Raw genomic sequence first — 23078 nt, forward strand, 5'->3', positions numbered from 1 at the left:
TATGAAATACACATCAAAGAATTTTCATTTACATTATATACCACAGTATAAACTGTTCGTTAAAGCCGATTTTTTAGAAGACACCTTGATCGTTGTGGATGAATCCAATCAGGTCCAGGCTATGTATCGCTATCCATCCAACGAACCAGACGCCGAAGCGATCAAGCTGTTGGGCTTACCGTTTCAGCATGTATTTGTCAGTTTGCCCGTGCAGAGTTTAGTGTTTATTCCGACCGAAGTTTATCAAGTAGAGCACCAAGCGTTATATCAGGAGTTTTTACTGGACAATCACGCGGACCGGACACAAATTTACCCTTTAGATAATTTAGGCGTAACAGCTTGTTACCAATACGATCTGTTGTTATACAACCGTTGGCATACGATCTTTCCGCATGCTAAATTTGTGACTGATTTCCAAGTGATCCTAGAAGAGGTACAAGGATATATTCCGATGCAAGGCGAAGTGTTAGGGGCACATTTCAACAATACGCAGGTAGCGCTTTACGCTTTTAAAAACGGACAGTTTTTGTTTTATAATATATTCGACTTCCAACACGTAGACGATTTAAACTATTTTGTGTTGACTACCTGTCAGGCTTTTGACTTGCATATCAAGGTACATAAGCTATTGATCTCGGGTATCGATTCAGAACATGCCTATAGCGAGGCGCTTGCTCACTTCGCAAATCGGACGGAGTTTATGCATGCGCGCACAGATCTACATGCGGACGATGAAGAGGTACAGCGCGAAGTCCGTAAGTTGAATTTCATAGCCGATGGTTCTGTATGCGTATCATAGGTGGAAAATATGGGGGCCTGCGCTTATCCCCGCCAGCTAATTTGCCTGTCCGCCCCACGACGGATATCGCCAAGGAAGCGCTATTCAATATACTGGATAATCGGATTGAGCTAGACGAATGTGACTGTTTGGATCTTTTTGCCGGAACGGGTAATATCAGTTTCGAACTAGCTTCACGGGGTGCTCGAACGGTCGAGGCGGTCGATATTCACTTCAAATGCTTGCAATTTATTAAAGAGGCGGCAAAGAAACTTAACATCGAGGTTATTGATACGCGAAAAGCGGACGTACTGAAATATATCGGAACGTGTAAAAACCAGTATGACTTTATTTTTGCCGACCCGCCCTACGATCTGCCCGCTTTACCACAATTGGCTAACCTGATTTTGGAAAAAAGCTTGTTGAAGCCCAGCGGAACCCTGGTGGTTGAGCATCCTTCTGTACGAAAAATGGATGAATCTCCATTTTATGTAGAAACCCGAAAATATGGATATTCTTCGTTTAGCTTTTATAAACTAGAGTCTTAAACCTTTAATCGGATTGGATATGAAGACAGCTGTTTTTGCCGGATCATTTGATCCGTTTACGTTTGCCCATCAAAATATCGTTGAGCGGGGTTTATCGTTGTTTGATAAAGTGGTAATTGCCGTGGGCGTAAATAGTTCTAAAAAAGGATTGATGCCTTTCGAAGATCGGGTGGAGGCTATTGCGACCTTATTTGATGCTAATGAAAGAGTAGTGGTGACCCAGTTTTCGGGGCTTACCGTCGAGTTTTGTAAGGAAATAGGCGCCCAGTACCTGTTGCGCGGTTTACGGAATACGACAGATTTCGAATTTGAAAATGCTATTGCCCAGAATAACCTTTTACTCGACCCAGAAATAGAAACCTATTTTTTAATGGCCCAATCAGGACTAGCACATATATCTTCGACGATCGTCCGTGATATTTTACATCATCAGGGCGATGTATCCGCATTGGTACCCAAGGCGGTTTTAAAATATATTACAGGCTCATCACATCCAGGCTAGTTTGTCTCCTTGCTAAAGACCGATGTCTTAAATCATTGTATTTAGTTACGTAACACGACGGAAGACGTAAACACTTTTGGACTGTTGGTGATCACTTCTGGAACGCAAGTGTTTACTTTCGCGCTATTTGTAATTAATGTTGGCGTACAAGTGATCAATTCTGGCCTGCAAGTGTTTACAATCGCACTATTTGTGATCACTTACAGCGCATAAGTAATCACTGCTGGCATACAAGTGTTCACTGTTGCCGTATTCGTGATCACTTACAGCGCATAAGTAATCACTGCTGGCGTGTATGTGTTTACTGTCGCGCTATTTGTGGCCACCTTCGGAGCATAAGTGATCACTGCTGGCGTGCACGTGTTCACTATTGTCGTATTTGTGATCACTTACGGCGTATAAGTGATCCGTGCTGCTGTATCTGTGAACACTTTGGGCGCATAAGGGTTTACGGCTGCAGCATTTGTGATTATTGCTGGCGTATAAGTGATCACTGTACAGGTATCGCTGCTGTCTCATTATGTATGACTATGGCAGCGTCAGGTATGACGTTTCTCCTGTAGTGTATCACTTTTACGCCGCAGCTTATAGCTTATGCGGCGGAACATATACTTTGTGCACCATACGGTATAACGATTACGCCGTCTCGTATAAGTTTCTCGCGTTTCTGTCAGCGTTTTATCCGATAGGCGATATGATTTGGCGCAGCACGTCTACCTTTTGGATCATAACGTATAGCTACAGAACGATCACGCAGACGTTTTCGTCCATCACGTATACGTAACGGTAAGGAGCTACTCACCTCATGAACTGCATTTCTGACGAATAGACGCATTTTTTCGACGAATTTTGGCGCGAGGTGACTAAAAGTGCAAAGAAAATATGCCCTTGTGCGGAACAATATGCACGCACAGACCCCAAGTTGGTCAGACCGCCTTTCTATATTTGCACCGAAAATTTGACAGGGGCAGGGAAATTCCACGAGATTTGGTGCACAGCGGGTCACTCGATCTTTCGTTTTAGTATGCTTTATATTTGTATAAATGTGATGATGTTGTTGTACGAAATGCGCCTCAACATAAATATTTATCCAGATTCCCTAAGGGGAGAACCTCGAACATCCAATGCCATCAAATAAATGATACGAAATTTCCGAAATACTTTCCGAGCCGCCGCAGACGCATGGGATTTAATGGATTAGACGAACACTACGTCCGCCCAATCCGTACCTTCCGACCTTTTATTTTCTGGTTATTAGCCTGCTTAATTATACTGGCGGCGACGCTACGCTCCACCGCGACATAGGATTCTTTGTCCTTAACCTCGATGATACCGACCTGTTCTTTTGATATGCCATCCAAGTGTAGCAAAAAGCCAACAATATCGATCTTGTTGATTTTATCTTTTCTGCCGCCGCTTATATAAAGTGTTGCAAAGGGCGAATTCGGCGGAAGGGGATACTCCTCTTCTAATACGACGGTTTCGCTATCCGCCGGTACATACGGATATTCTTCTTCGGGCTTCAAAATCACATATACTTCGCCGCTCGCCTGCATCCGTGCTGTCCGCCCGTTACGGTGGATAAATGCGTCGGCTTTATAGGGCAGTTGGTAATGGATGATGACATCAACTTCGGGTATATCTAAGCCACGGGCCGCAAGATCTGTGGTAATAAGGATTCGGTTGGAATTGTTACGGAATTTTAACAAAGCCAGCTCACGATCTTGCTGCTCTAGACCGCCATGAAACATGTCGTGGATAATCTCTCTGTTTTCGAGCAGTTCGCTAATATGGTCTACGGCCTCGCGGTGATTACAAAATATGAGCGTTTTCTTTTCGCCATTTTTACAGAGCAACTTAAACAAGGTGCTCAGCTTATATTGTGCCGGTGTGACTACTTTTTTGATGGTAAGCTTAGGCGCAGCATCGGCATCGGCAGAAAAATCGACGGTCACAAAATCGCCAATCCCGGTAAAATCTGGGATTTCTTCCATTTTTGTGGCGGAAGTCAAAATCCGATGCTTTAGCTGAGGGAGTTGTTCGATGATAAACTGCATCTGCTCCTGAAAGCCGAATTCTAAGGATTTATCAAACTCATCAAGCACTAGTGTACGGATGGTTGATGGATCGATGTGTTCTCTTTCGATATGGTACATGACCCGTCCTGGCGTACCGATTAATAAACTCGGTGCTTCCCGAAGTTTCCGTCTTTCGGTTTTTGTATCGTTGCCACCGTATACACAGGTGATTTTGAATCCGGTAAGTGCCTTACGCATAACCTGTTCAATTTGGAGTGCCAATTCCCGTGTAGGAACCAAGATCAGGCCTTGAACACCGTCTTTATCTGTTTGAAGATGTTTGGCCAGCAATAACGCAAAGGCTAGTGTTTTACCACTTCCGGTAGGCGAGTGTAAAAGGAAGTCTTTTTTGCGGTCATAGCTGTCCAGGACGGCTTGTTGCATCGGGTTCAATGATGCGATCTGCATCCTGCTTAAAATCTGTTGGAGCTCCATGGGCCAAATTTACGGATTAATAATGGACAAAACTGTTATCAAAAAAGCAAAACTTTGGCACGGTGATTGCTTCAATGTATGCAATTCATAATTTAGGTTAATAATTGGTTAGTTAGTAAAGGCTTCAATCTCCCCGGTTGGAGCCTTTTTTTATGGATCATATTGTATTTGTCCGGATAGGCGTAATCGGTTTGGATTCACGACAATGGTCTCTAGCGTTATTTGAAAGGACTTTCTGCGAAGTGGAGCGAAGAGCTGATCCCAAGATGACGGCAGATGACGAAAATCGACCTTTAAAGAAAAGGGACTGCTAGTGGATGCAAATGTGGGCGTAAATTCTTTATCCTGTTTTGTAGACAGTAGGATCAGACTATCTGTAATATATTTATTAAATTGATAAAATAGTTTTCCGGGTAAGGCAGCCGCTAACGGCGTACCGCCTTTCCAAAGGCTTTCGATGACAGGTACGCTGCTTTCCTGTATTTCTTTTTTCTCGATGCTGTTAAAGTCTTCATCGTAATCATAGCTAATGATGGTGTCGTGCTGTACGGTGGTGGCGGAACGTACCAATACATCCACGTAATCAAACGTTTGTAGGGCTAGCGTCTTCGGATCGAGATCGGAGAAGGAAGCGAGGCTATGGGGAATAAAAGGTGTTTCCCTAAGGGGTAAGTTGCTCCGTAACGTTATAAATGCATCGTCTTCCGCCAGTATGCGTTGTTGGAAAAGGGTGGGGATAGCGCTGTCTAAATTCCAGCTACCGGATAGTTGGATATGGCCGGCTGCTACTTCAGCAAACAATTGAAAGGTTCCATCGGCGTGCCGGTAACTGATATGTTTTTGTGGATACGCGGCGGAGTGAAAATCTAAATCCTCTATGTACACCCAGCTGTCCATCGCTTTCCATATGGCGTGCATATCGCCGTTCTCTTCTGGTTGTATGCCGGTGAAACGAAATAATAGGTATTGATCATTATAAAGTACATCTACACCGGAGTAGAGATGGGTAAAAGAGAAAGGCTGTTCGGCCTGCCCGATAGGCTGTACGACTGCGGCTCCCTGTTGTTTTAAAAAGACGCCCCATTTTTCGGGGCTTGTTATTTTTTGAATGGTGTAAAACGTGAGTGGATGATCTTTCAGACTAAAAAAGTGGATGTGAGCGGGTATGTAAATCCCCGCGTTTGTCCAGTTTTCAAATGTTAAGAAACCAGATGCCGATCGGGTGCTATCCGTTTGCTGTGTAAAGAAGGACGACATATTGTCGAGCAATAAGTCATCCAGCGCGACGGATACAACCGCTTGGCTTTGGGGATGTATATACTGTTTAAGTGCTTTGTTTTTTCGGAATAGGTATAAAGCAACGATGGTACCGGCTGCTATAACCAGTACCATCGCGATAATCCATAATGTTCGTTTCATGAACGCTGTTTATTAGTTATCTATCGTCTTCATTAATTCTTGTAACAGATATTGTAATGCATTTGTTTCCTGTTTGGGGAAATCCACCGCTAGTTCTCCGGCTATTCGGCCTTTTTTCTTGCCTTGTGCGGTAATCCGGATATCGCCGTAGGAAGATAAATTGTTGACCAAATAATCCCAGCTTGATAGCACAGGTATCCCTAGTCGATTGATCGTTTCGGGGATTTCGGAGAGATGGGTCACGGCGGTCAAATTATTTGTGAAAATCTGTTTTTTTATTTGTTTATCGCGTGACGGTTGAAAGCGATTTTCGTGGATCGCTGTAAGCTGCTCCTCATGGTTGCTGACAAAGATGATATCGTCCTTGAATAGAACGTAGATGGTCTCGTCTGCGGGACCGCCCGTGATGTGATAGATGCCATCGGTTTGGAATACATGGTCTTTGCTTTCTCCGATTTTCAATATTTTCTTATAGATGCGTTGATCTTTTGATGTAAACATCCACAAAAAAGTGGGTATATAATCGTCTTTTACTTTTGTTATCTCTTTATAGTCAAAGGTATCTTCGTCGTACTCATAATCGATATATTCCTTTTTCACTTTTTTCATCTCATTGATAAACAGCAGGTGATCGCCTCCCATGACCTGCGCGATGGCTTTCTCGTCTAAGGCGATTTCTAAAGCTGTAGCCACAACACCTGCGATCTCGCCAACTGAAAAGTACATCATGGAGCCATAGAGCTGCTCCACCATGCGTGGGAAGCTCTTTAGATAGGCTTCTGAATTGAAGTTAAGCGACATATAACCGATGTGATCCGCGGGTATATAACGCGCAAACTTACGGTTCATTTTATTTTTGTATACGGGTTTGATCAGGCGATCCATCTCTCTGGATAATTGTACAGAACCGGCTAATTTTAAGGTATGTTTATCCTGCACTAAATCCAAGACGATGTCTTGATAGGCATAGGCCAGCTTTTCGATTTGACCCGTAAAGGAATAGCCTAGTTCGGGCAGGTAATAGGGGAGCGATTGGCTATATAGGCTCATTAAGTTTTTCGCCCAAAAATGAACTAACGTGTTGTTTTTATCGAATTTAGTCAAAAATTTGTGTGTACTTGCATTTTTGGCGGGCTGGAGGTAATGGACGAAATCGTGTGCCAACCAAGATGCGAAAGCTTCGTTACGAAGCGAATCGTTTTGTTCATTTAGCGCCATTTCCATTTGATAGCTTTCATCTGAATAGCTATCATACAGGGAATAATCGTCGTATTCTAGGGTGTCCGCTGTTTCTTCCGCCGACGCGAAACCTTCAAAATCATAGGCTTCCCATTCTGTTTCTACCGTATCTGCCCACCCATAGTCAGCAATGTCTTCTGAAGGCATTATCTCCGTGAGTTCTTCATGGTAGATGTCTGCAGGTGGTGAGGGGATTTCTCCATAGGTCGCTGATACTAGACCGTAACGTTGTGCGACAGAGTCGTTGTCAAAATAATAGCGGCGCGCATCACCGGTTAATATGAATAAGCTGTGTTCATTCCAAGCTACTTGCGTTTTTTTATCGGCACTAACCCGGCGTTCATATCCCTGTGAAGCGGGCGCAGCTGAAAATTTGCTAAAAAGATTTGTTCCGACTTGATGTTCTGCCTTTAAGGGGAGAAGAATACCTGTATAATAGGAGCTATCGGTATCCGTCCGATAGATATAGGCATTTCGGTCGTAGGATAAGTCCAGGTCATGGATGTTTTCTATGGACATCTCTGCGTCACCGATAGTTTCGAACGCTCCCGTTTTTTCCAATAGTTCGTTTATCATTTCAAAAGAGCTATGTTTTACGATAGCTTCGTTGTTGATAACCACAACAAAGGATGCGTTTTCGGGTACTTGTTGGATGAGGTCTTGCTGTCCGTAACTGGTAGCGGCCACGGAAAGGCCTAAGCATGTAGTAATAAGATTTTTAGTGAAATTCATTTTCTATTTTACGAGCGTGATTGTATTTGTTAAATGGGTTGATCCGTTGATCAGATCAAGTGCTTTTACCTTTAAAAAAACCGCCTGTTTATTGGCCGATATTTTCGCGTTTTTATGGCTTTGTGATTGGATGTTTTTATCAAAGCGGATAATATTGGTGTAATAGGCGTCGGCGAATAGATTTTTATCGTCGTTGGGAATTTTTGAAAATTCTTTTGCCAGGTGAGGCGTGTAGGTGTAAGAACGGTTAAAGGTTTGTGAGGTGGCGTCGTATCGATAGCTATTGTAGCTGGTAATCTGGGTTTTAAACTGAGCGGACAGGGCTTTACTGAAATCATTTAATGCCTGTACGTTGTCAAAATGGCAAGATAGGGTGGCAATATAATTGTTGAAATCGAGGCTATAATGTACATTGCTGATGCCGGGTGTGGCTTTCAGCGTGCGCACTGCTTGTTGCATTTCCTTCTTTATAGTTGTTTCCGAGGGAATCTCAATCCCGTTAAACTGCTTCATTTTCAGAAGTGAAGCTACCTTTGTACGGCTCTTGCTTACATTTAGTGTAGCTTTGATGGTTCCTGCGCCACGGTGGGTCATATCGATTTGCTCAACGAAATCGAAGCAACTACTCAGCGTTAGACATCCTAGGATGAGTAACGCGCCCAAATATTTTTTCATAGTGATCGTTCCTGATGTAAAGATAGAAATTAGGTACTATGTAAAAATCCCTATTTTTAGGGATTTTTACATAGTATATTACGTTTTAAAGACTTCGTATGCAATGATCTCATAGGGGTATTATCCGATAAAGGCCATTTCTTTTTCAATGGCTTCTTGGGTGGATGTACTGACGGGTACAAGAGGCAGGCGCACCGCATCACTTTTCATGATGCCTTGCTTTTTGAGAATATACTTCACACCACAGGGATTGCCTTCGATAAAGCATAAATCTGTAATCTTCAATAAGGAGCTATGTATAGTACGAGCGGTAGTGAAGTCTGCCGCAGCACAGGCCTTTACTAAAGCGGCTACCTGCTGTGGATAGGCATTACCCACAACAGAAATTACACCTACACCTCCTAGTGCCATCATGGGTAAGGTGGCAGGGTCATCTCCCGAGATCAACATGAATTCTTCGGGTTTGTCGCGCATGATTTCACTGAATTGTGCAAAACTAGCAGATGCCTCTTTGATTCCGATGATGTTCGGACACGTTTTGGCAAGCCGGATCGCGGTAGCAGGGGCGATGTTACTACCTGTTCTTCCCGGGACGTTATACAATACAATCGGTAATTTAGATACCGCGGAAATAGCTTTATAATGTTGAAAGATACCCTCTTGTGTGGGTTTATTGTAATACGGAGAAACGGAGAGAATTGCACAATAGCCGTCCATATCGAATTGATCGACTTGTTTGACGATTTCTTGTGTATTATTGCCCCCTATGCCAGCTACCAAAGGCAACCGACCGGCTACGCGTGCAGCCGTATATTCCCAAACCTGTTTTCGCTCGTCGGCTTGTAATGTAGCTGTTTCTCCGGTGGTACCTAAAACAACCAAATAGTCCATACCCTCCTTGATCTGATAATCGATTAGATTGCCTAACGATTCGTAATCAACTGTTCCATCTGTATTAAATGGTGTAATCAGTGCCACACCCGCTCCTCGAAGCTCATTCATGGTTTGCTATGTATTATAATTTATGTATTCTGACTAATCATTTCCAATACCTCCTTATCGGAGATCATGGGTATTTTTAATTTTTCTGCCTTGGCCAATTTCGACGGTCCCATTTTGTCTCCGGCCACCAAATAATCCAGTTTTGCAGAAATAGAAGATAACATTTTCCCGCCGTGCGATTCGATAAGCTGTGCTAATTCTTCGCGCGAAAAATCGGCAAATACTCCCGAAATAAGAAAGGTTTTGTCTGCCAAACTGTTGCCTTGCAATACCGTCTCTTGTTCTTCTATCGCAAATTTCAGCCCTGCAGCCTTTAATTTTTCGATCTCCTGTAGATGCATCTCGTCGTGGAGATATTGATACACGCTTTCTGCGATCCGTATTCCTATATCCGGCACTTGGGCAATTTCCTCTACCTGCGCTCGGGCTAGATTTTCTAGACTTCTAAAATGCAAAGTTAGTTTTTTTGCAACAGTTTCCCCAACATGACGTATACCTAATGCAAAAAGAACTTTCTCGAAAGGCTTTTCTTTGGAACGTTCGATGCCGGCAAGCATATTTTCAATCGACTTTTCTCCGAAACGTTCGAGTGTCTTCAATTCGTCCTGATGTGCCTGGAGCGTATAAATGTCGCTGATCTGCTGTAATAGGCCGAGTGAATAGAACGTTTCGATAGTTTCGTTGCCCAGTCCTTGGATGTCCATCATTTTCCGGCCGATAAAGTGTTGTAGTTTACCGACAATCTGCGGGCGACATCCTTTTTCGTTGGGACAATAATGTACGGCTTCGCCTACTTGCCTGACTAGTGGTGTTTGACACTCCGGACAAACGGTAGGGTAGATAATGGGAGAGGTGCCTACGGCGCGTTTTTCATTATTTACACCGATAATTTTTGGGATGATTTCGCCTCCTTTTTCTACATATACGGTATCCTTTTCATGAAGATCTAATCGGGCTATTTCGTTGGCATTGTGCAGAGAGGCGCGTTTTACGGTTGTCCCTGCCAGTAGTACGGGCTTCAGATTGGCGACGGGGGTAACCGCACCGGTACGGCCTATCTGATAGGTAATTCCTTTTAGTAAGGTTTCGACGCGCTCAGCCTGATACTTGTAAGAGATCGCCCAACGGGGGGATTTAGCGGTAAAGCCGAGTTCTTCCTGCTGGGCGTAATCGTTCACTTTAATGACGATGCCATCGATATCGTAGGATAATTGGTGACGCATTTCGTTCCAAAAATTAATAAAATCGATGATCTCTGTAATATTTTGACAGAGCTTGGTGTGTTCACATATGGGAAATCCCCAGTTTTTAACGGCTTGTATACTGTCCCAATGGGTGTCGAAAAGCCGGTTTCTCTGATCCGCATATAGAAAATAGAGAAAGCAATCCAGCGGACGCTTAGCAACCTCTTTGGGGTCTTGCAATTTAATCGTGCCCGAGGCGAAGTTTCTGGGGTTTGCATAGGTCTGTTCACCGTTTTCTTCCCGTTTCTTATTGAGCCTTTCGAAAGCGGCGTGATGCATAAAGATCTCTCCCCGTATTTCGAATAGATCGGGATAGCTGTTTGCTTTTAGTGAATGAGGGATGCTCCGGATAGTCTTGACATTATTGGTTACCTCATCGCCTTGGGTGCCATCGCCCCGCGTGACAGCACGAACAAGTTTGCCGTGCTCATAGGTGATAGAGATCGAAAGACCGTCGAACTTGAGTTCACAAACGTAGCTGACTTGATCACCCACGGCTTTGCGTACCCGTTCATCAAAATCACGTAATTCCTGTTCGTTGTAGGTGTTGCCTAGTGACAGCATCGGCCAACGATGCGCGATGGTGTTGAATTTATGAGTAATATCTCCGCCCACTTTTTGGGTGGGTGAGTTGGGATCCTTGAATTGGGGATATTGTGCTTCCAGTATTTCTAGCTCTTTCAGCTTTTGGTCGAAATCATAATCGGATATAAGGGAATTCGCCAACACATAATATTGATAATTATATTCGTTCAGCTCCTGCGTCAGCCGTTTTATTTTTTCCTGAATATCTGCAAACATAGTGGACAAACTTACAAAAAAACTTGTCGTTGCCGATATTTGGCTTCTAAAAAAAGTTCTTGTTTTTCAATTGGGAAAATTGACGGATTTTATGGATGTAAAAGTCCCAGATAATCGACTTTTTATATAATCCCGTACGATTTTCTTTGACCGAGAAGCGTTTTCTTTTTTTTGCATTTCGGAAGATGTTCAGAAAAAAGTATTGATGTGCGCGGCTGATCGCCCAGGCATCGCGGGGCTTACCATCAACCAAAAATTTAATCAACGCGACGAGATCCAACCACAGCCGGATAAATACGATCCACCAACACGCAAAAAATCCTGCATTTTTTTGTACCATTAAGAGGCTATTTCGGAAATTAAGATACGTTTTTTTGGGGTTGCTTGCTTTTAAGGTTCCACCGCCTACGTGGTATACGGTCGAGTCGGCGACGTAACCCACGCGATGCCCCATCCGTTTGAGACGCCAACAGAGGTCAATTTCTTCCATGTGCGCAAAAAAATCGTCATCGAATCCGCCTGCGTCCCGCCATACGTCTGCGCGAATAAATAAGGCGGCGCCGGTAGCCCAAAAAATTTCGCGGTTGTCGTCATACTGTTGCTCGTCCCGCTCGACTTCCTGTAAGATCCGACCGCGGCAAAACGGATAGCCTAAAGCATCGATGAATCCGCCCGCTGCACCGGCATACTCAAAAATTTGCTTATCGTGATAGGCGAGAATTTTCGGTTGTGCGGCAACCATTCCGGGTTCGGTCTCTAAATAAGCGATAACGGGTTCTATCCAGTTAGGTGTTACTTCCACGTCAGAATTGAGTAGCACGTAATAATCGGCTTCGACCTGTGCTAATATTGCATTGTATCCGCCTGCAAAACCGTAGTTTTTGTCGTTGGCGATAATTTTAATGGAGGGGTACGTTTCTTGGACAAATGCTATGGAATTGTCAGTAGAGCCGTTGTCACCAACGACGAAAACGATATTGGGATAGGTACTATTATATACATAGGGCAGAAATTTCTCCAGAAAGAACTTCCCGTTCCAATTTAAAATTACGACGGCGACTTTGGGATAATTTTTCATATTCTGCGTTTTCTTTTCCAACGTCTGTGTGTCCATAGCCAATATTCGGGTTGTTCGCTAATTATCTGTTCGGTAAAGCGATTATGCAATTGCGTAATTTCATGCGTTTCATAATTGTCGGGATCTTCTACCAAGGTGGTGAATTTACAAAAGTAGTACCCTCTTTTTTTCTTGCGCCCGATATGACAATACACGATCGGGTTTTTAGTGAGCCGGGCGATACGTTCTGTGCCGGTGTACACCAAGGTGTCCTGATTCAAGAATTGCATAAAATAATCAGAATCTTGATAGGTAGGTGTTTGATCGGCTACAAACATACTGATATACGGGGTGTTTTTCAACCGGATGACGTGACGTAAGATTTGTTTCATCGGAACCATGCTCGCGCCGAAACGGCGCCGTAGCCTATTGAATACTTCGTTAAAGTCTTTGTCGTTAAGAGGTTTATAGATTACCAATCGCGGGTGAGCGGTCATTAACGATAATCGATAAATCCCTAATTCCCAGTTGCCATAATGTGCGGTAACCCCGATAACCCCTTTTTGCTGTTCGAAGTGACGGTATACTTCTTCGGGATTGAGGAGTTCTATCCTTTTTAGTACTTGCTCGGCCCGCATGGTCCGCATTTTTATCGCCTCGACGAGTAGGTCGGGGAAAAAACGATAAAATTTCTTTGCGATCTGGTAGCGTTCTTCTACTGTTTTTTCTGGGAACGCGTTTTTTAGATTATCCAACACGACTTGCTTGCGGTATCGGACCACATAGAAAAGAAGGTAGTATAACCCATTAGACAAGCCATACAATACCCAGAAAGGTAATAGCGAGAATATATATAGAAGTATATCGATACTTTGTTTTTTCATCTGCATCAACTCGCCTTATCCGCTCATTTCAAATTGGCGGAAATTGCCGAAAAAGTTTAAATTTGCCTAAATTAGTTAAAATACATGGAATCACAGTTGCTTTTGCCCGCTTTTTATTTGCCCCCGGTTAGTTATTTTCAGGTTATTCAGCAAAGTGATCAACCGTTGTTGATGGAACGGTTTGAACACTTCCCCAAACAGACCTATAGAACGCGTGCAAAGATAGCAACGGCCAATGGTGTTTTAGACCTTATCGTTCCGATTATACATGGTAGGAAGGATCATGTTCCGATGAAGGATACCCGGATTAATTACGACTTTAATTGGCAGCGTTTACATTGGTTGAGTATACAGACGGCTTATCGTAGTTCCGCTTATTTTGAATTTTACGAAGATGATTTCATCCGGTTTTATGAACAAAAGCATGATTTTCTTTTCGACTTTAATTTGGAGCAGTTACAGCTGATTTTGAAGTGCCTGAAAATAAACCGTTCCCTGGAATTGACCGATGCATACACCTCTCGGGTAGAGCCGGTGGACTACCGCGAGGTGATTCACCCTAAGAAGCCTTTTCTCGCACAGGAGCCTAAACCTTATTATCAAGTGTTTGAAGATAAACACGGTTTTTTACCTGATCTGAGTATCGTTGACCTCTTATTTAATCAGGGGCCGCAAAGCCGAAATTATTTATGAGAACTTTTTGTCTGTATCACTTGTTTACAAGGGTACAATACATTGTTTTCATGAGGATATTTTTTTCATTTCTTTTACTAAGTGTAGGGTGTCTTATGGCGTCAGCGCAGACGGATACGGACAGTCTACATTATCGGAAAATTTATTATATGGGTGGGACGGGGCTTTCGTTTCCACTGGGAAAGTCAAAAAATGTATTAGGTACGAAACTGTTTTCGGGCAGTGCTGGCCTAGATATTGCGTTAAAGGATAGACGCTATTTTCTTAGTCCTACGCTTTATATGTTGTCTTTTAGCTATGACCAGCAGCAAGATGACCCGAAGTACAACTACCTAATAGCGGATGGCCGAACGACCTTTTATATGCTTAGTCTCGCTGCTGGACGAAGAAAACAATATCGCCGACTAAACACTTTTGTATATTTTGGACCTGTTGCTGGCTTGGTTGTGGAGCCTCGCGGAAATCTTATCGAAGGTAAGTTTCAGATGGCTAATAAAAATTCGCTAACGGCTGCCGCGAAAATCGGGATAGGAGCGGATTATAAGTTTCCTGGTTTTTTTATTGGGGGAGAAATAGGGTATATGCAACATTTCCGGAAGATCGAGGGAAACCCGATCCAATTTTTAACGATTATGTTGGGTTTAAAATCTGATATTACGCGTCTTAGCGAGAAGGTGACAGAGGTTATTGGTATAGAAACCTATAAGGATTAACACAATGCATTTCCCGCTTATTAGTGTTATCTACCAAGTTATCATACTCTTTTAACAATTTTTAGCGTTTTTTTATTAGTTTTTGGAACTTTACTTTCTGCTTTGATCCTATATTTGTATGCCAAGCATGTGCTGATATACATTTACGATAATATAGTTATGCTAAATTAATTTAAACTATTATGATTAGAGTATGCCTTCATTTTTCACTTTTTATGTTTCTTTCTGTCGCCGTGATGGCACAAGTGTCCGTTCCGGTAAAACCCCGTATATTGATTAGTACGGATATAGGCGGAACGGACCCGGACGATAACCAATCAATGGCTCATTTTTTAATGTATAGTGATCTTTTTGATACCGAAGGTGATGGCGCCAGGAACGGGTACCATGCATATTATTCTGGCGGTTACGGATCACGGAAAGCCGCGGCTGACTCGATATAAAAGAGTAATCATTGATGTGCAGGAATAACGATCAATCTGTTGAAATATGAAATATATCATTTTATTCTTTTTTTCGCTAAGCATTTCGTCTGTTGGTTATGCACAGGAGGTTCACTATAAAACAGCTGAGAATATAAGTTATGTTGACGATACCGTTTCGGACTATGCGAAGCAGCAGTGTTTATTGGATATACATTATCCTACATCAGGTGAAGAGGTGCCCATTGTGCTTTGGTTTCATGGTGGCGGATTAACAAGTGGCCAAAAAGAGATACCACCTTTTCTAAAAGAGAAGGGAATTGTCGTGGTCGGGGTGGGCTATCGGTTTTCTCCGCAGGTGAAAGTAGACGATATTATTCGCGATGCCGCAAAGGCAACCGCCTACGTGGTAAAACATGGTGCTCAATATCGAGGTGACACCCATAAAATATTTATCTCTGGCCACTCGGCTGGCGGATACCTGGCGCTCATGCTTGCTTTGAATAAGTCATATTTAGAGCGGGTAGGAGTGGACGCGAACATGCTAGCGGGTATTATACCCTTTAGCGCTCAGACTATTACACATTTTACAGCCCGTAAGGAGAATGGTATAGAGGAACAGCAACCGGTTATAGATTCTTTAGCGCCTTTGTATTGGGTGAGGAAGGATGCTCCTCCGATTACACTACTGACTGGTGACCGCGAATTGGAGATGCTCGGGCGCTACGAAGAAAATGCTTATTTGAAGCGAATGTTATCTGTCGTCGGACACGAGTGTATCCGTCTTCTCGAGTTTCAGGGGTATGACCACGGTATGGTGTATCCGGGACTTCCAATTTTGTTGCAAGAAATCAGGCGTCTATCTTCAAACTGAAAGATCTAGGGGTGGATATGATCCTTTTCAGAAATTACACGTAAGACCCGACAGGGATTTCCGGCGGCAACAACGTTCGCTGGGATATCTTTTGTAACGACGGATCCTGAACCGATAACGGTGTTCTCCCCAATGCTTACGCCTGGATTAATCACGGTATGTCCGCCAATCCAGACATTATTACCCAAGGTAATAGGTTTAGCAAATTCCCAACCAGCAATGCGAGGCTCAGGATGTATGGGGTGCCCTGCTGTGAAAAAAGAGACATTGGGGCCAACCATCACATTGTCTCCGATAGTGACTGGCGCACAGTCTAAAATGATTAAATTGTAATTCGCGTAAAAGTTATCTCCTAGAACGATATTGTATCCGTAGTCACACCGAAAAGGAGGCTCTATAAAGAAACGCCCAGCGATCTTACCGAATAGTTTTTTCAATAATTGGTTCCGTGCTTTTATTTTGCTTGGCTCGAGGTTGTTATATAGAAAAAGCTGCTCTTTGGCATGTTGACGTTCTTCCCAAAGTTCTTTTCCCATAGCTTGATACAGCTCACCTGCAATCATTTTTTCTTTATCTGTTTTAAGCATTGTTCTTTTTTACGTCTATTTTTATAGTGTTTAAATGTAGCGATTTTATCCGTCTTTAAAGAAAGGACAGGCAGTGTACTTGTCCATAAAATTCGTTATTTTTGATAATTCAGAAAGGATAAGGAATATGTTAGAACAACTAGAACCAAAATCGGTTTGGCAATATTTTGAAGCGTTAAACGCTGTTCCCAGAGCTTCGAAAAAGGAAGATCAGGTTATCGGGTTTATGTTAGGTTTTGGAGACCGTCTCGGATTGGAAACCCTGCAGGATAGTGCGGGCAATGTTATTATCCGTAAGGAAGCAACTGCCGGTATGGAAAATGCACCAGCGGTTGTGCTACAGGCCCATTTGGATATGGTTCATCAAAAGAATAACGATACCATTTTTGATTTCGATACGCAGGGTATTTCCATGTTCATCGAAGATGATTGGGTGAAGGCACAGGGCACTACGCTGGGAGCGGATAATGGGATTGGCGTTGCGGCTATTATGGCTGTTTTAGCGTCTGATACGATTGTGCACCCTGCTATCGAAGCATTATTTACAATCGATGAGGAGACGGGGATGACGGGTGCGAAGGGTTTACAGCCGAATTTGCTCAAGGGGAAAGTATTATTAAACCTGGATACGGAAAATGATTCAGAGATCGATATTGGTTGTGCTGGTGGTATAGATATAACCGCCCGTCGATCTTATATTCCAGAAGCGTGTCCCAAAGATATGGCCGGTTGCAGATTGATAGTAACCGGCTTGCGTGGCGGGCATTCGGGAATGGAAATTCATAAGGGCTTGGGGAATGCGAATAAGATCATGAATCGTCTGCTTTATAGCTTGTTGCCGTTAGACATTCGGCTGTCACGTATTGATGGTGGTGGATTGCGTAATGCTATTCCGAGAGAGAGTACTGCTTTTTTTGCTATTGAAGAATCTACAATAGATTTGTTATTGTCGGTGGTTGCACAGGAAAGTGCGGCAATAAAACAAGAGTTTGCGGCACGGGACGAAGAACTGAAGATTATCTTGGAACGTTGTGACTTACGGGCAGAAGAGGTGTTACCCATAGGTGTTCAGCTTAAGTTGCTTCAAACATTGTATGCGGCCCACAACGGCGTTTACCGAATGAGTGCTGATTTCGACAACTTGGTGGAAACCTCCAATAACATTGCGCGTGTAAAAGTTGGTGGAGGGAAGATCATCGTCAAATGTTTAACACGCTCTTCGGTGGAATCTTCCAAAGTGGATCTTACGAATGCGTTAAAATCTTGCTTTGAATTGATGGATGCAGAAGTTTCTGTTTCGGGTGATTATCCAGGCTGGACGCCGAATCCGAATTCGGAGATACTTGGTGTGCTAAAATCGACTTACAGGGATTTATTTGGACAAGATCCACAGGTGGTTGCTTGTCACGCGGGTTTGGAATGTGGTTTGATCGGTAACCATTATCCGGAGATGGATATGATCTCTTTTGGACCGACAATTTTAGGTGCGCATTCGCCCCAAGAGCGGGTGTCGATCTCGTCGGTGCAGAAGTTCTGGCGGTTTTTAGTGGCAATTCTAAAACAGATCCGGTGATCGGCATAAACGAAAAGTTTCCGTATGCTGCAGCGTTAATCGATCCGGGCTAGGATTTTGACTAGCCCGGTTATTTTATCGCGGTTAGGAACTCGTTTATTGCACGATTGAACGTGTCGGGCGCTTCCAAGTTTGGAAGATGTCCGCAGCCGGAAAGTTCTATAAATTTCGCGTCTGGTATAGTTGTGTTTAATTCCTGCATATCCTCGGCAGAAGTAATTCGATCTTCACTACCCCGGACCAGGAGTGTTGGAACTTTAATATCTTTTAATGTATCGCTCGTATCGGTTCTGGCTGCTAAGGCTAAAAGGGTGGAGCACATGCTTCGTACGCTGTTTCGGCGGATTGCACTTTTGATATATTCTACTGCCTCGGGTTTTTCTTGTATGCTTTGTTGCGAAAACACGTTTTCTACAAAACCTATAGAAAATGGTCGACGTCCGTGGTTGAGTATTGCTTGTATGCTATTGAAACGTTTTTGTTTTCCCTCGTTGGAATCGGCTTTGCTATGGGTATCCACGAGAATAAGACCGGCTATTATTTCTGGAAATAGTTGATGGGCGCGTAGTGCAATGTATCCGCCCATAGAGACACCACAAACTATCGCTTTCTCTATACGCAACTTTTCCATGAGTACCCGCATATCCTTCGCAAAAACATCTATGGAAAAAAAACCGTGTCCGCTGGTGGATAGACCGTGTCCGCGAATGTCCACAGCGATTCCGGTGACATCCTCGGGCAAGGCACGCAGTTGTTCACGCCACATATTCTTGTTAAAGGGGAATCCGTGTAAGAAAAGGATAGTGTGGCTAGATGTAGATACTGATTTTTTAATCTGATAGGAGATACTGATATCTCCAACACGTAATTTATTGCTTTTTATAGAGCGTTCGGTCATAGAAATAAATTTAATACGAATGTAATCATTTTTTAATCAGCAGCATATATAACGAGGAGGTGATTTAGTCGCTTTTTTTAGAAAAATAATTTGGAAAAAAGGAAAAAGTGTCGATATTTGCATCACCAAACAACAACGAATTGTTGTTGGCGACATAAAAGTCCGCGCTTGTAGCTTAATTGGATAGAGCACCTGACTACGGATCAGGAGGTTAGGGGTTCGACTCCCTTCAAGCGCACTTTTTTACTTTTCTTTTAACCGCCGCGTCGTACTACATTTAAATTTACTTTTGATTTTAACTGCCTTTAGGCAGCGTCTTTGGTGTTTTTTACTAGACCTATGCCTGCAAAGAAAAAGATTAAGGCAATCACGCCGATAACGGTCAGCGATATATAGTCGGTATTTTTATTTATGAGTTCATACCCGGTGAAAATTAAGCCGATAATACCTAAGATAGTTAATATCGTTCCAAATATCCGTTTTACATTCATGATGTTATTTTTGATAGGTAAACAATGTTAATACCCGAATGGTTTTTGGTGGATAGCAATTATAAAGATATAATGGCAAGTCTTCAATAGAAAGGCGGCATAAAATAGAAAAGCATCGGATCGCCGATGCTTTTCTATTCCTCTACTGATATCCCAGCAATTTCATGACTTGTTTGGAGTTTTGCTCTTCTCCGAATACCTCGAAATTGAATGTTTCGTCTCGGTTCCGGCGAATTAAAACGTGCTTAGGAGAAGGCAGTAAGCAGTGGTGTATCCCGCCATAGCCGCTTAGTACATCTTGATAGGCGCCGGTATGGAAGAAGCCGACGTATTGTAACTTACGTGTTTTCGGCATGAAAATCGAATCCATGTGGGCTTCCTGGTTGTAATAATCCTGACCATCACAGGTAATGCCCCCTAACGTAACACGCTCGTATTCAGAGTCCCAATTGTTTATGGCTAAAAGGATATATTTCTGATTGAGGGCCCAAACATCAGGGAGGTTGGTGATAAATGAACCGTCTATCATGAACCATTTTTCCCGGTCGTTCTGCTGTTTTCGTCCCAATACTTTATATAAAATACCCGAAGCCTCCGCTACTGTATACTTGCCGAATTCGGTAATAATATCGGGTTCCATAACCTCATGGTGCGCACAGATTTGTTTGATGCGGTTAATGATTTCGTTTACCATGTATTCGTAATCGAAATCGTGTACCAGAGAGTCTTTAAAAGGCATGCCACCACCGATATCTAACGTGTCGAGATCTGGGTTTACCTTTTTAAATTTGCAGTATAAGGTAACGTATTTCTCCAGTTCATTCCAGTAATACGGTGTATCGGAAATACCAGAATTGATGAAGAAGTGTAAAAGTTTAACTTTAAAATTCGGATTATTGACGATTTTGTTGTTGTAAAAATCAATTACGTCTTCTGATCGGATTCCTAAACGGGATGTATAGAATTGTGAATCGGGTTGTTCCTCCGATGCGATGCGAATACCCAACGCACATGGTTCGGCCAATTCAATTTCGTCGTCATAGAGGTTGAACTCTTCTTTGTTGTCTAATACCGGAATGATATTTTTAAAACCATCGTGAAGCATATCAATGATATATTGCTTATATTGATAGGTTTTGAAACCATTACATATCACGGTAATATCTTTGGTGACTGTTCCGGCACGCTCCAACGCATCAATCATGGGCATATCAAAGGCTGATGAAGTTTCCAAATGGATGTCATTTTTTAATGCTTCCTCAACGATATGTTTGAAATGGGATGATTTCGTGCAATAACAGTATTTATAACTGCCTCGATAGTCATTTTTTAAAATGGCCGTTTGAAACAAAATCTTAGCCTGTTGAATTTTTTTGCTGACGATAGGTAAGTAGGTAAAACGCAATGGGGTACCATACGTCTCTATCATCTCCATCAAATTCAAATCATGGAAATACAATTCGTCGTCAATAACTTCGAATCCGTCTTGTGGAAAACCAACACTTAAATCAAGAAATTCCTGATAGCTTTGCATTTTTTAGTATTTTTGGCAAAGATATACTTTCGTGATGAATACCTTGCTATATAGGTTTATATTTTTCCTGTTCATTCTCAGAAAGTTATAAATATTACGAAATAATTACATGGCGAATTCTATTCAACAGACTTTAATTGCACAGACAGTTCTAGCGGTGCGGGAGCTTTTTAGCGCGGATATTCCGGAGGCACAAATTACTTTACAGGAAACTCGCAAGGAGTTTGACGGACATATCACGGTGGTCGTGTTCCCGGTAACACGTTTTTCGAAAAAGTCGCCTGAACAAACGGGTGCAGAGATCGGTGAATGGTTGAGCAGGAATGTTCAGGAGATAGCGGGATTTAACGTAATCAAGGGCTTTTTGAATATTAGTCTTTCTGATGCTTATTGGATTAGCATCGTTAACACGCAGTTAGTAAACTCGACGTTCGGCTCTTTCGATGCTAATGGAAAGAAAATAATGATCGAGTACAGCTCGCCTAATACGAATAAGCCGCTGCATTTAGGTCATATCCGGAACAATTTATTAGGCTATTCGGTTGCCGAGATTTTAAAAGCTTACGGTTATGAGGTGGTGAAAGCCAACTTGGTCAATGATCGTGGGATTCATATTTGCAAATCGATGTTGGCATGGCAAAAATATGGAAATGGCGAGACTCCGGCTTCTTCAGGACTAAAGGGGGATCATTTGGTCGGAAAATATTATGTTATTTTCGATAAGGAATATAAGAAGGAGATTGAACTGCTAATAGCAGAGGGGCAAACGGAAGAGGATGCTAAAAAAAATGCGCCCTTAATAAAAGAAGCGCAGGCGATGCTGCAAAAATGGGAGGCTGGTGATGTGGATGTAATTCAGCTATGGAAAACGATGAACGGCTGGGTTTATGCGGGGTTTGAGAAGACCTATACGCAACTGGGGGTTGACTTCGATCAATTTTATTATGAATCGGATACCTACTTGTTGGGAAAAGATATTATCCAGGAGGGATTGGATAAAGGGGTTTTCTTCCGGAAAGATGACAATTCGGTATGGATTGATTTGACGGAAGATGGTTTGGATGAAAAACTGGTTTTAAGGGGGGATGGAACTTCGGTCTACATTACGCAAGACCTCGGTACGGCACAATTGAAGTATGACGATTTTAAAGTGGATGAGTCTATCTATGTGGTGGGGAATGAACAAGACTATCACTTTAAGGTGCTTTTCCTGATTCTAAAAAAACTGGGGAAATCTTGGGCTGAAGGCTTGTATCATTTGTCGTATGGCATGGTGGATTTACCTTCGGGCAAAATGAAATCTAGAGAGGGTACGGTTGTCGACGCGGACGATTTAATGTTGGAAATGCTAGAAACAGCTAAAACCCGAACGGAGGAGTTAGGGAAAACGGAGGGCCTAGAAGATGAAGAGAAAACGGCTTTATACCACACGATAGGGATGGGCGCCTTGAAATATTTCTTGCTGAAAGTCGATCCTAAAAAGAGGCTATTATTTGATCCGAATGAGTCTGTTGATTTTCAAGGCCACACGGGACCGTTTATTCAGTATACGCATGCACGAATAAAATCGGTACTGCGAAAAGCGGGCTATGGCGCTTCGCTGGCAGCAGGCAATCCTTCATCACTTTCTGTATATGAGCAAGAATTAGTACAAGCGTTGGTTAGGTATCCCGAGGTGCTGGAGGAGGCAGCAAAAGAATTTTCACCGGCCCAGCTAGCTAATTATGCCTATGAGTTGGCGAAATTGTATAATAAGTTTTATCACGAAGAAACTATTCTGAAAGCGGAAGATGAAACGGTTAAGCATTTCCGTTTGCATTTATCGGCGGTTGCTGCTCGGATCATCGCGGAGAGTATGCGCTTGATGGGAATACAGGTTCCGGAGAGAATGTAATGTTT

Annotated in this window: 22 protein-coding genes, 1 tRNA gene and 1 pseudogene; 11 read left to right on the forward strand and 13 right to left on the reverse strand. The window is 42.8% G+C overall.

The features are described from left to right. The first annotated feature begins 1 nt into the window (after position 1). Genes LKO28_RS01270 through coaD form a run of 3 tightly spaced genes read left to right on the forward strand, consistent with a single transcriptional unit; the run spans position 2 to position 1828 of the window. Positions 2-799, forward strand: coding sequence for a DUF3822 family protein (locus tag LKO28_RS01270; RefSeq protein WP_227692702.1), 798 nt, complete (start codon positions 2-4; stop codon positions 797-799). After that, positions 787-1326: a 16S rRNA (guanine(966)-N(2))-methyltransferase RsmD gene (gene rsmD, locus LKO28_RS01275; RefSeq protein WP_227692703.1), complete on the forward strand. Its 540-nt coding sequence runs from the start codon at positions 787-789 to the stop codon at positions 1324-1326. The genes LKO28_RS01270 and rsmD overlap by 13 nt, the downstream gene beginning before the upstream one ends. 19 nt (positions 1327-1345) lie before the next feature. Next, positions 1346-1828, forward strand: a complete 483-nt coding sequence (coaD, locus tag LKO28_RS01280) for a pantetheine-phosphate adenylyltransferase (protein ID WP_227692704.1) — start codon at positions 1346-1348, stop codon at positions 1826-1828. Between the two features lie 670 nt (positions 1829-2498). Here the strand turns inward: coaD and LKO28_RS01285 are convergent. From LKO28_RS01285 to LKO28_RS01325, 9 genes are all read right to left on the reverse strand, one after another. Then, a complete protein-coding gene (locus LKO28_RS01285; protein ID WP_227692706.1) occupies positions 2499-2663 on the reverse strand; it encodes a hypothetical protein in 165 nt (54 codons plus the stop codon). 373 nt (positions 2664-3036) lie between these two features. Further along, positions 3037-4341 carry a DEAD/DEAH box helicase gene (locus tag LKO28_RS01290; RefSeq protein WP_227692708.1) on the reverse strand — a complete coding sequence of 435 codons (1305 nt, stop codon included), beginning with the start codon at positions 4339-4341 and terminating at the stop codon, positions 3037-3039. Positions 4342-4491: 150 nt separating this feature from the next. Beyond that, on the reverse strand, positions 4492-5760 hold the full coding sequence (locus tag LKO28_RS01295; RefSeq protein WP_227692709.1) for a hypothetical protein: 1269 nt from the start codon (positions 5758-5760) through the stop codon (positions 4492-4494). A gap of 12 nt (positions 5761-5772) precedes the next feature. Beyond that, entirely contained in the window at positions 5773-7731 is a 1959-nt protein-coding gene (locus LKO28_RS01300; RefSeq protein ID WP_227692711.1) for a hypothetical protein, read from the reverse strand. A 3-nt stretch (positions 7732-7734) separates the two neighbouring features. Continuing rightward, positions 7735-8406 carry a hypothetical protein gene (locus LKO28_RS01305; RefSeq protein WP_227692712.1) on the reverse strand — a complete coding sequence of 224 codons (672 nt, stop codon included), beginning with the start codon at positions 8404-8406 and terminating at the stop codon, positions 7735-7737. Between the two features lie 120 nt (positions 8407-8526). Continuing rightward, positions 8527-9408, reverse strand: coding sequence for a 4-hydroxy-tetrahydrodipicolinate synthase (gene dapA, locus LKO28_RS01310; protein ID WP_227692713.1), 882 nt, complete (start codon positions 9406-9408; stop codon positions 8527-8529). Positions 9409-9428: 20 nt separating this feature from the next. Continuing rightward, positions 9429-11453 carry an NAD-dependent DNA ligase LigA gene (gene ligA / locus LKO28_RS01315; protein ID WP_227692716.1) on the reverse strand — a complete coding sequence of 675 codons (2025 nt, stop codon included), beginning with the start codon at positions 11451-11453 and terminating at the stop codon, positions 9429-9431. Positions 11454-11499: 46 nt separating this feature from the next. Further along, the gene (locus LKO28_RS01320) at positions 11500-12531 is read right to left on the reverse strand and encodes a glycosyltransferase family 2 protein (protein ID WP_227692717.1); all 1032 of its coding nucleotides are present in this window, start codon (positions 12529-12531) and stop codon (positions 11500-11502) included. Beyond that, positions 12528-13394: a lysophospholipid acyltransferase family protein gene (locus LKO28_RS01325; protein ID WP_227692718.1), complete on the reverse strand. Its 867-nt coding sequence runs from the start codon at positions 13392-13394 to the stop codon at positions 12528-12530. Before LKO28_RS01325 ends, LKO28_RS01320 begins: the two co-directional genes overlap by 4 nt. A gap of 84 nt (positions 13395-13478) precedes the next feature. Here LKO28_RS01325 and LKO28_RS01330 point away from each other — a divergent pair, with 84 nt between their 5' ends. From LKO28_RS01330 to LKO28_RS01345, 5 genes and pseudogenes are all read left to right on the forward strand, one after another. Then, positions 13479-14087: a WbqC family protein gene (locus LKO28_RS01330; RefSeq protein ID WP_227692719.1), complete on the forward strand. Its 609-nt coding sequence runs from the start codon at positions 13479-13481 to the stop codon at positions 14085-14087. A 95-nt stretch (positions 14088-14182) separates the two neighbouring features. Then, entirely contained in the window at positions 14183-14800 is a 618-nt protein-coding gene (locus tag LKO28_RS01335) for a hypothetical protein (RefSeq protein ID WP_227692720.1), read from the forward strand. A gap of 236 nt (positions 14801-15036) precedes the next feature. Continuing rightward, a pseudogene (locus LKO28_RS15545) lies at positions 15037-15153 on the forward strand (nucleoside hydrolase-like domain-containing protein); the annotation flags it as partial. Positions 15154-15187: 34 nt separating this feature from the next. Then, positions 15188-15271, forward strand: a complete 84-nt coding sequence (locus LKO28_RS15550; protein WP_411028033.1) for a hypothetical protein — start codon at positions 15188-15190, stop codon at positions 15269-15271. An 18-nt stretch (positions 15272-15289) separates the two neighbouring features. Next, positions 15290-16096 carry an alpha/beta hydrolase gene (locus tag LKO28_RS01345; protein ID WP_227692723.1) on the forward strand — a complete coding sequence of 269 codons (807 nt, stop codon included), beginning with the start codon at positions 15290-15292 and terminating at the stop codon, positions 16094-16096. Positions 16097-16101: 5 nt separating this feature from the next. Here the strand turns inward: LKO28_RS01345 and LKO28_RS01350 are convergent, their stop codons facing one another. Then, entirely contained in the window at positions 16102-16683 is a 582-nt protein-coding gene (locus LKO28_RS01350) for a sugar O-acetyltransferase (RefSeq protein ID WP_227692724.1), read from the reverse strand. A 127-nt stretch (positions 16684-16810) separates the two neighbouring features. Here LKO28_RS01350 and LKO28_RS01355 point away from each other — a divergent pair, with 127 nt between their 5' ends. Further along, positions 16811-18256 (forward strand): aminoacyl-histidine dipeptidase, encoded by a 1446-nt coding sequence (locus tag LKO28_RS01355; protein WP_227692725.1) that lies wholly within the window; start codon positions 16811-16813, stop codon positions 18254-18256. 70 nt (positions 18257-18326) lie between these two features. Here the strand turns inward: LKO28_RS01355 and LKO28_RS01360 are convergent, their stop codons facing one another. Then, entirely contained in the window at positions 18327-19154 is an 828-nt protein-coding gene (locus LKO28_RS01360) for an alpha/beta fold hydrolase (protein WP_227692727.1), read from the reverse strand. A 164-nt stretch (positions 19155-19318) separates the two neighbouring features. On the opposite strand from LKO28_RS01360, the gene LKO28_RS01365 reads away from it, so the two are divergent. Further along, positions 19319-19392 (forward strand) — tRNA-Arg (locus LKO28_RS01365). Between the two features lie 67 nt (positions 19393-19459). On the opposite strand, the gene LKO28_RS01370 is transcribed toward LKO28_RS01365, so the two are convergent. Both LKO28_RS01370 and LKO28_RS01375 read right to left on the reverse strand, forming a co-directional pair. Further along, positions 19460-19645 (reverse strand): hypothetical protein, encoded by a 186-nt coding sequence (locus tag LKO28_RS01370; RefSeq protein ID WP_227692728.1) that lies wholly within the window; start codon positions 19643-19645, stop codon positions 19460-19462. A gap of 142 nt (positions 19646-19787) precedes the next feature. Further along, positions 19788-21179: an arginine decarboxylase gene (locus LKO28_RS01375; RefSeq protein WP_227692730.1), complete on the reverse strand. Its 1392-nt coding sequence runs from the start codon at positions 21177-21179 to the stop codon at positions 19788-19790. 109 nt (positions 21180-21288) lie between these two features. Between LKO28_RS01375 and argS the strand changes: the two genes are divergently transcribed. Next, a complete protein-coding gene (gene argS, locus LKO28_RS01380) occupies positions 21289-23073 on the forward strand; it encodes an arginine--tRNA ligase (protein ID WP_227692731.1) in 1785 nt (594 codons plus the stop codon). The last annotated feature ends 5 nt before the right edge of the window (positions 23074-23078 follow it).

It is taken from the genome of Sphingobacterium sp. FBM7-1, assembly GCF_020687765.1.
In the GTDB taxonomy this organism is placed as follows: domain Bacteria; phylum Bacteroidota; class Bacteroidia; order Sphingobacteriales; family Sphingobacteriaceae; genus Sphingobacterium.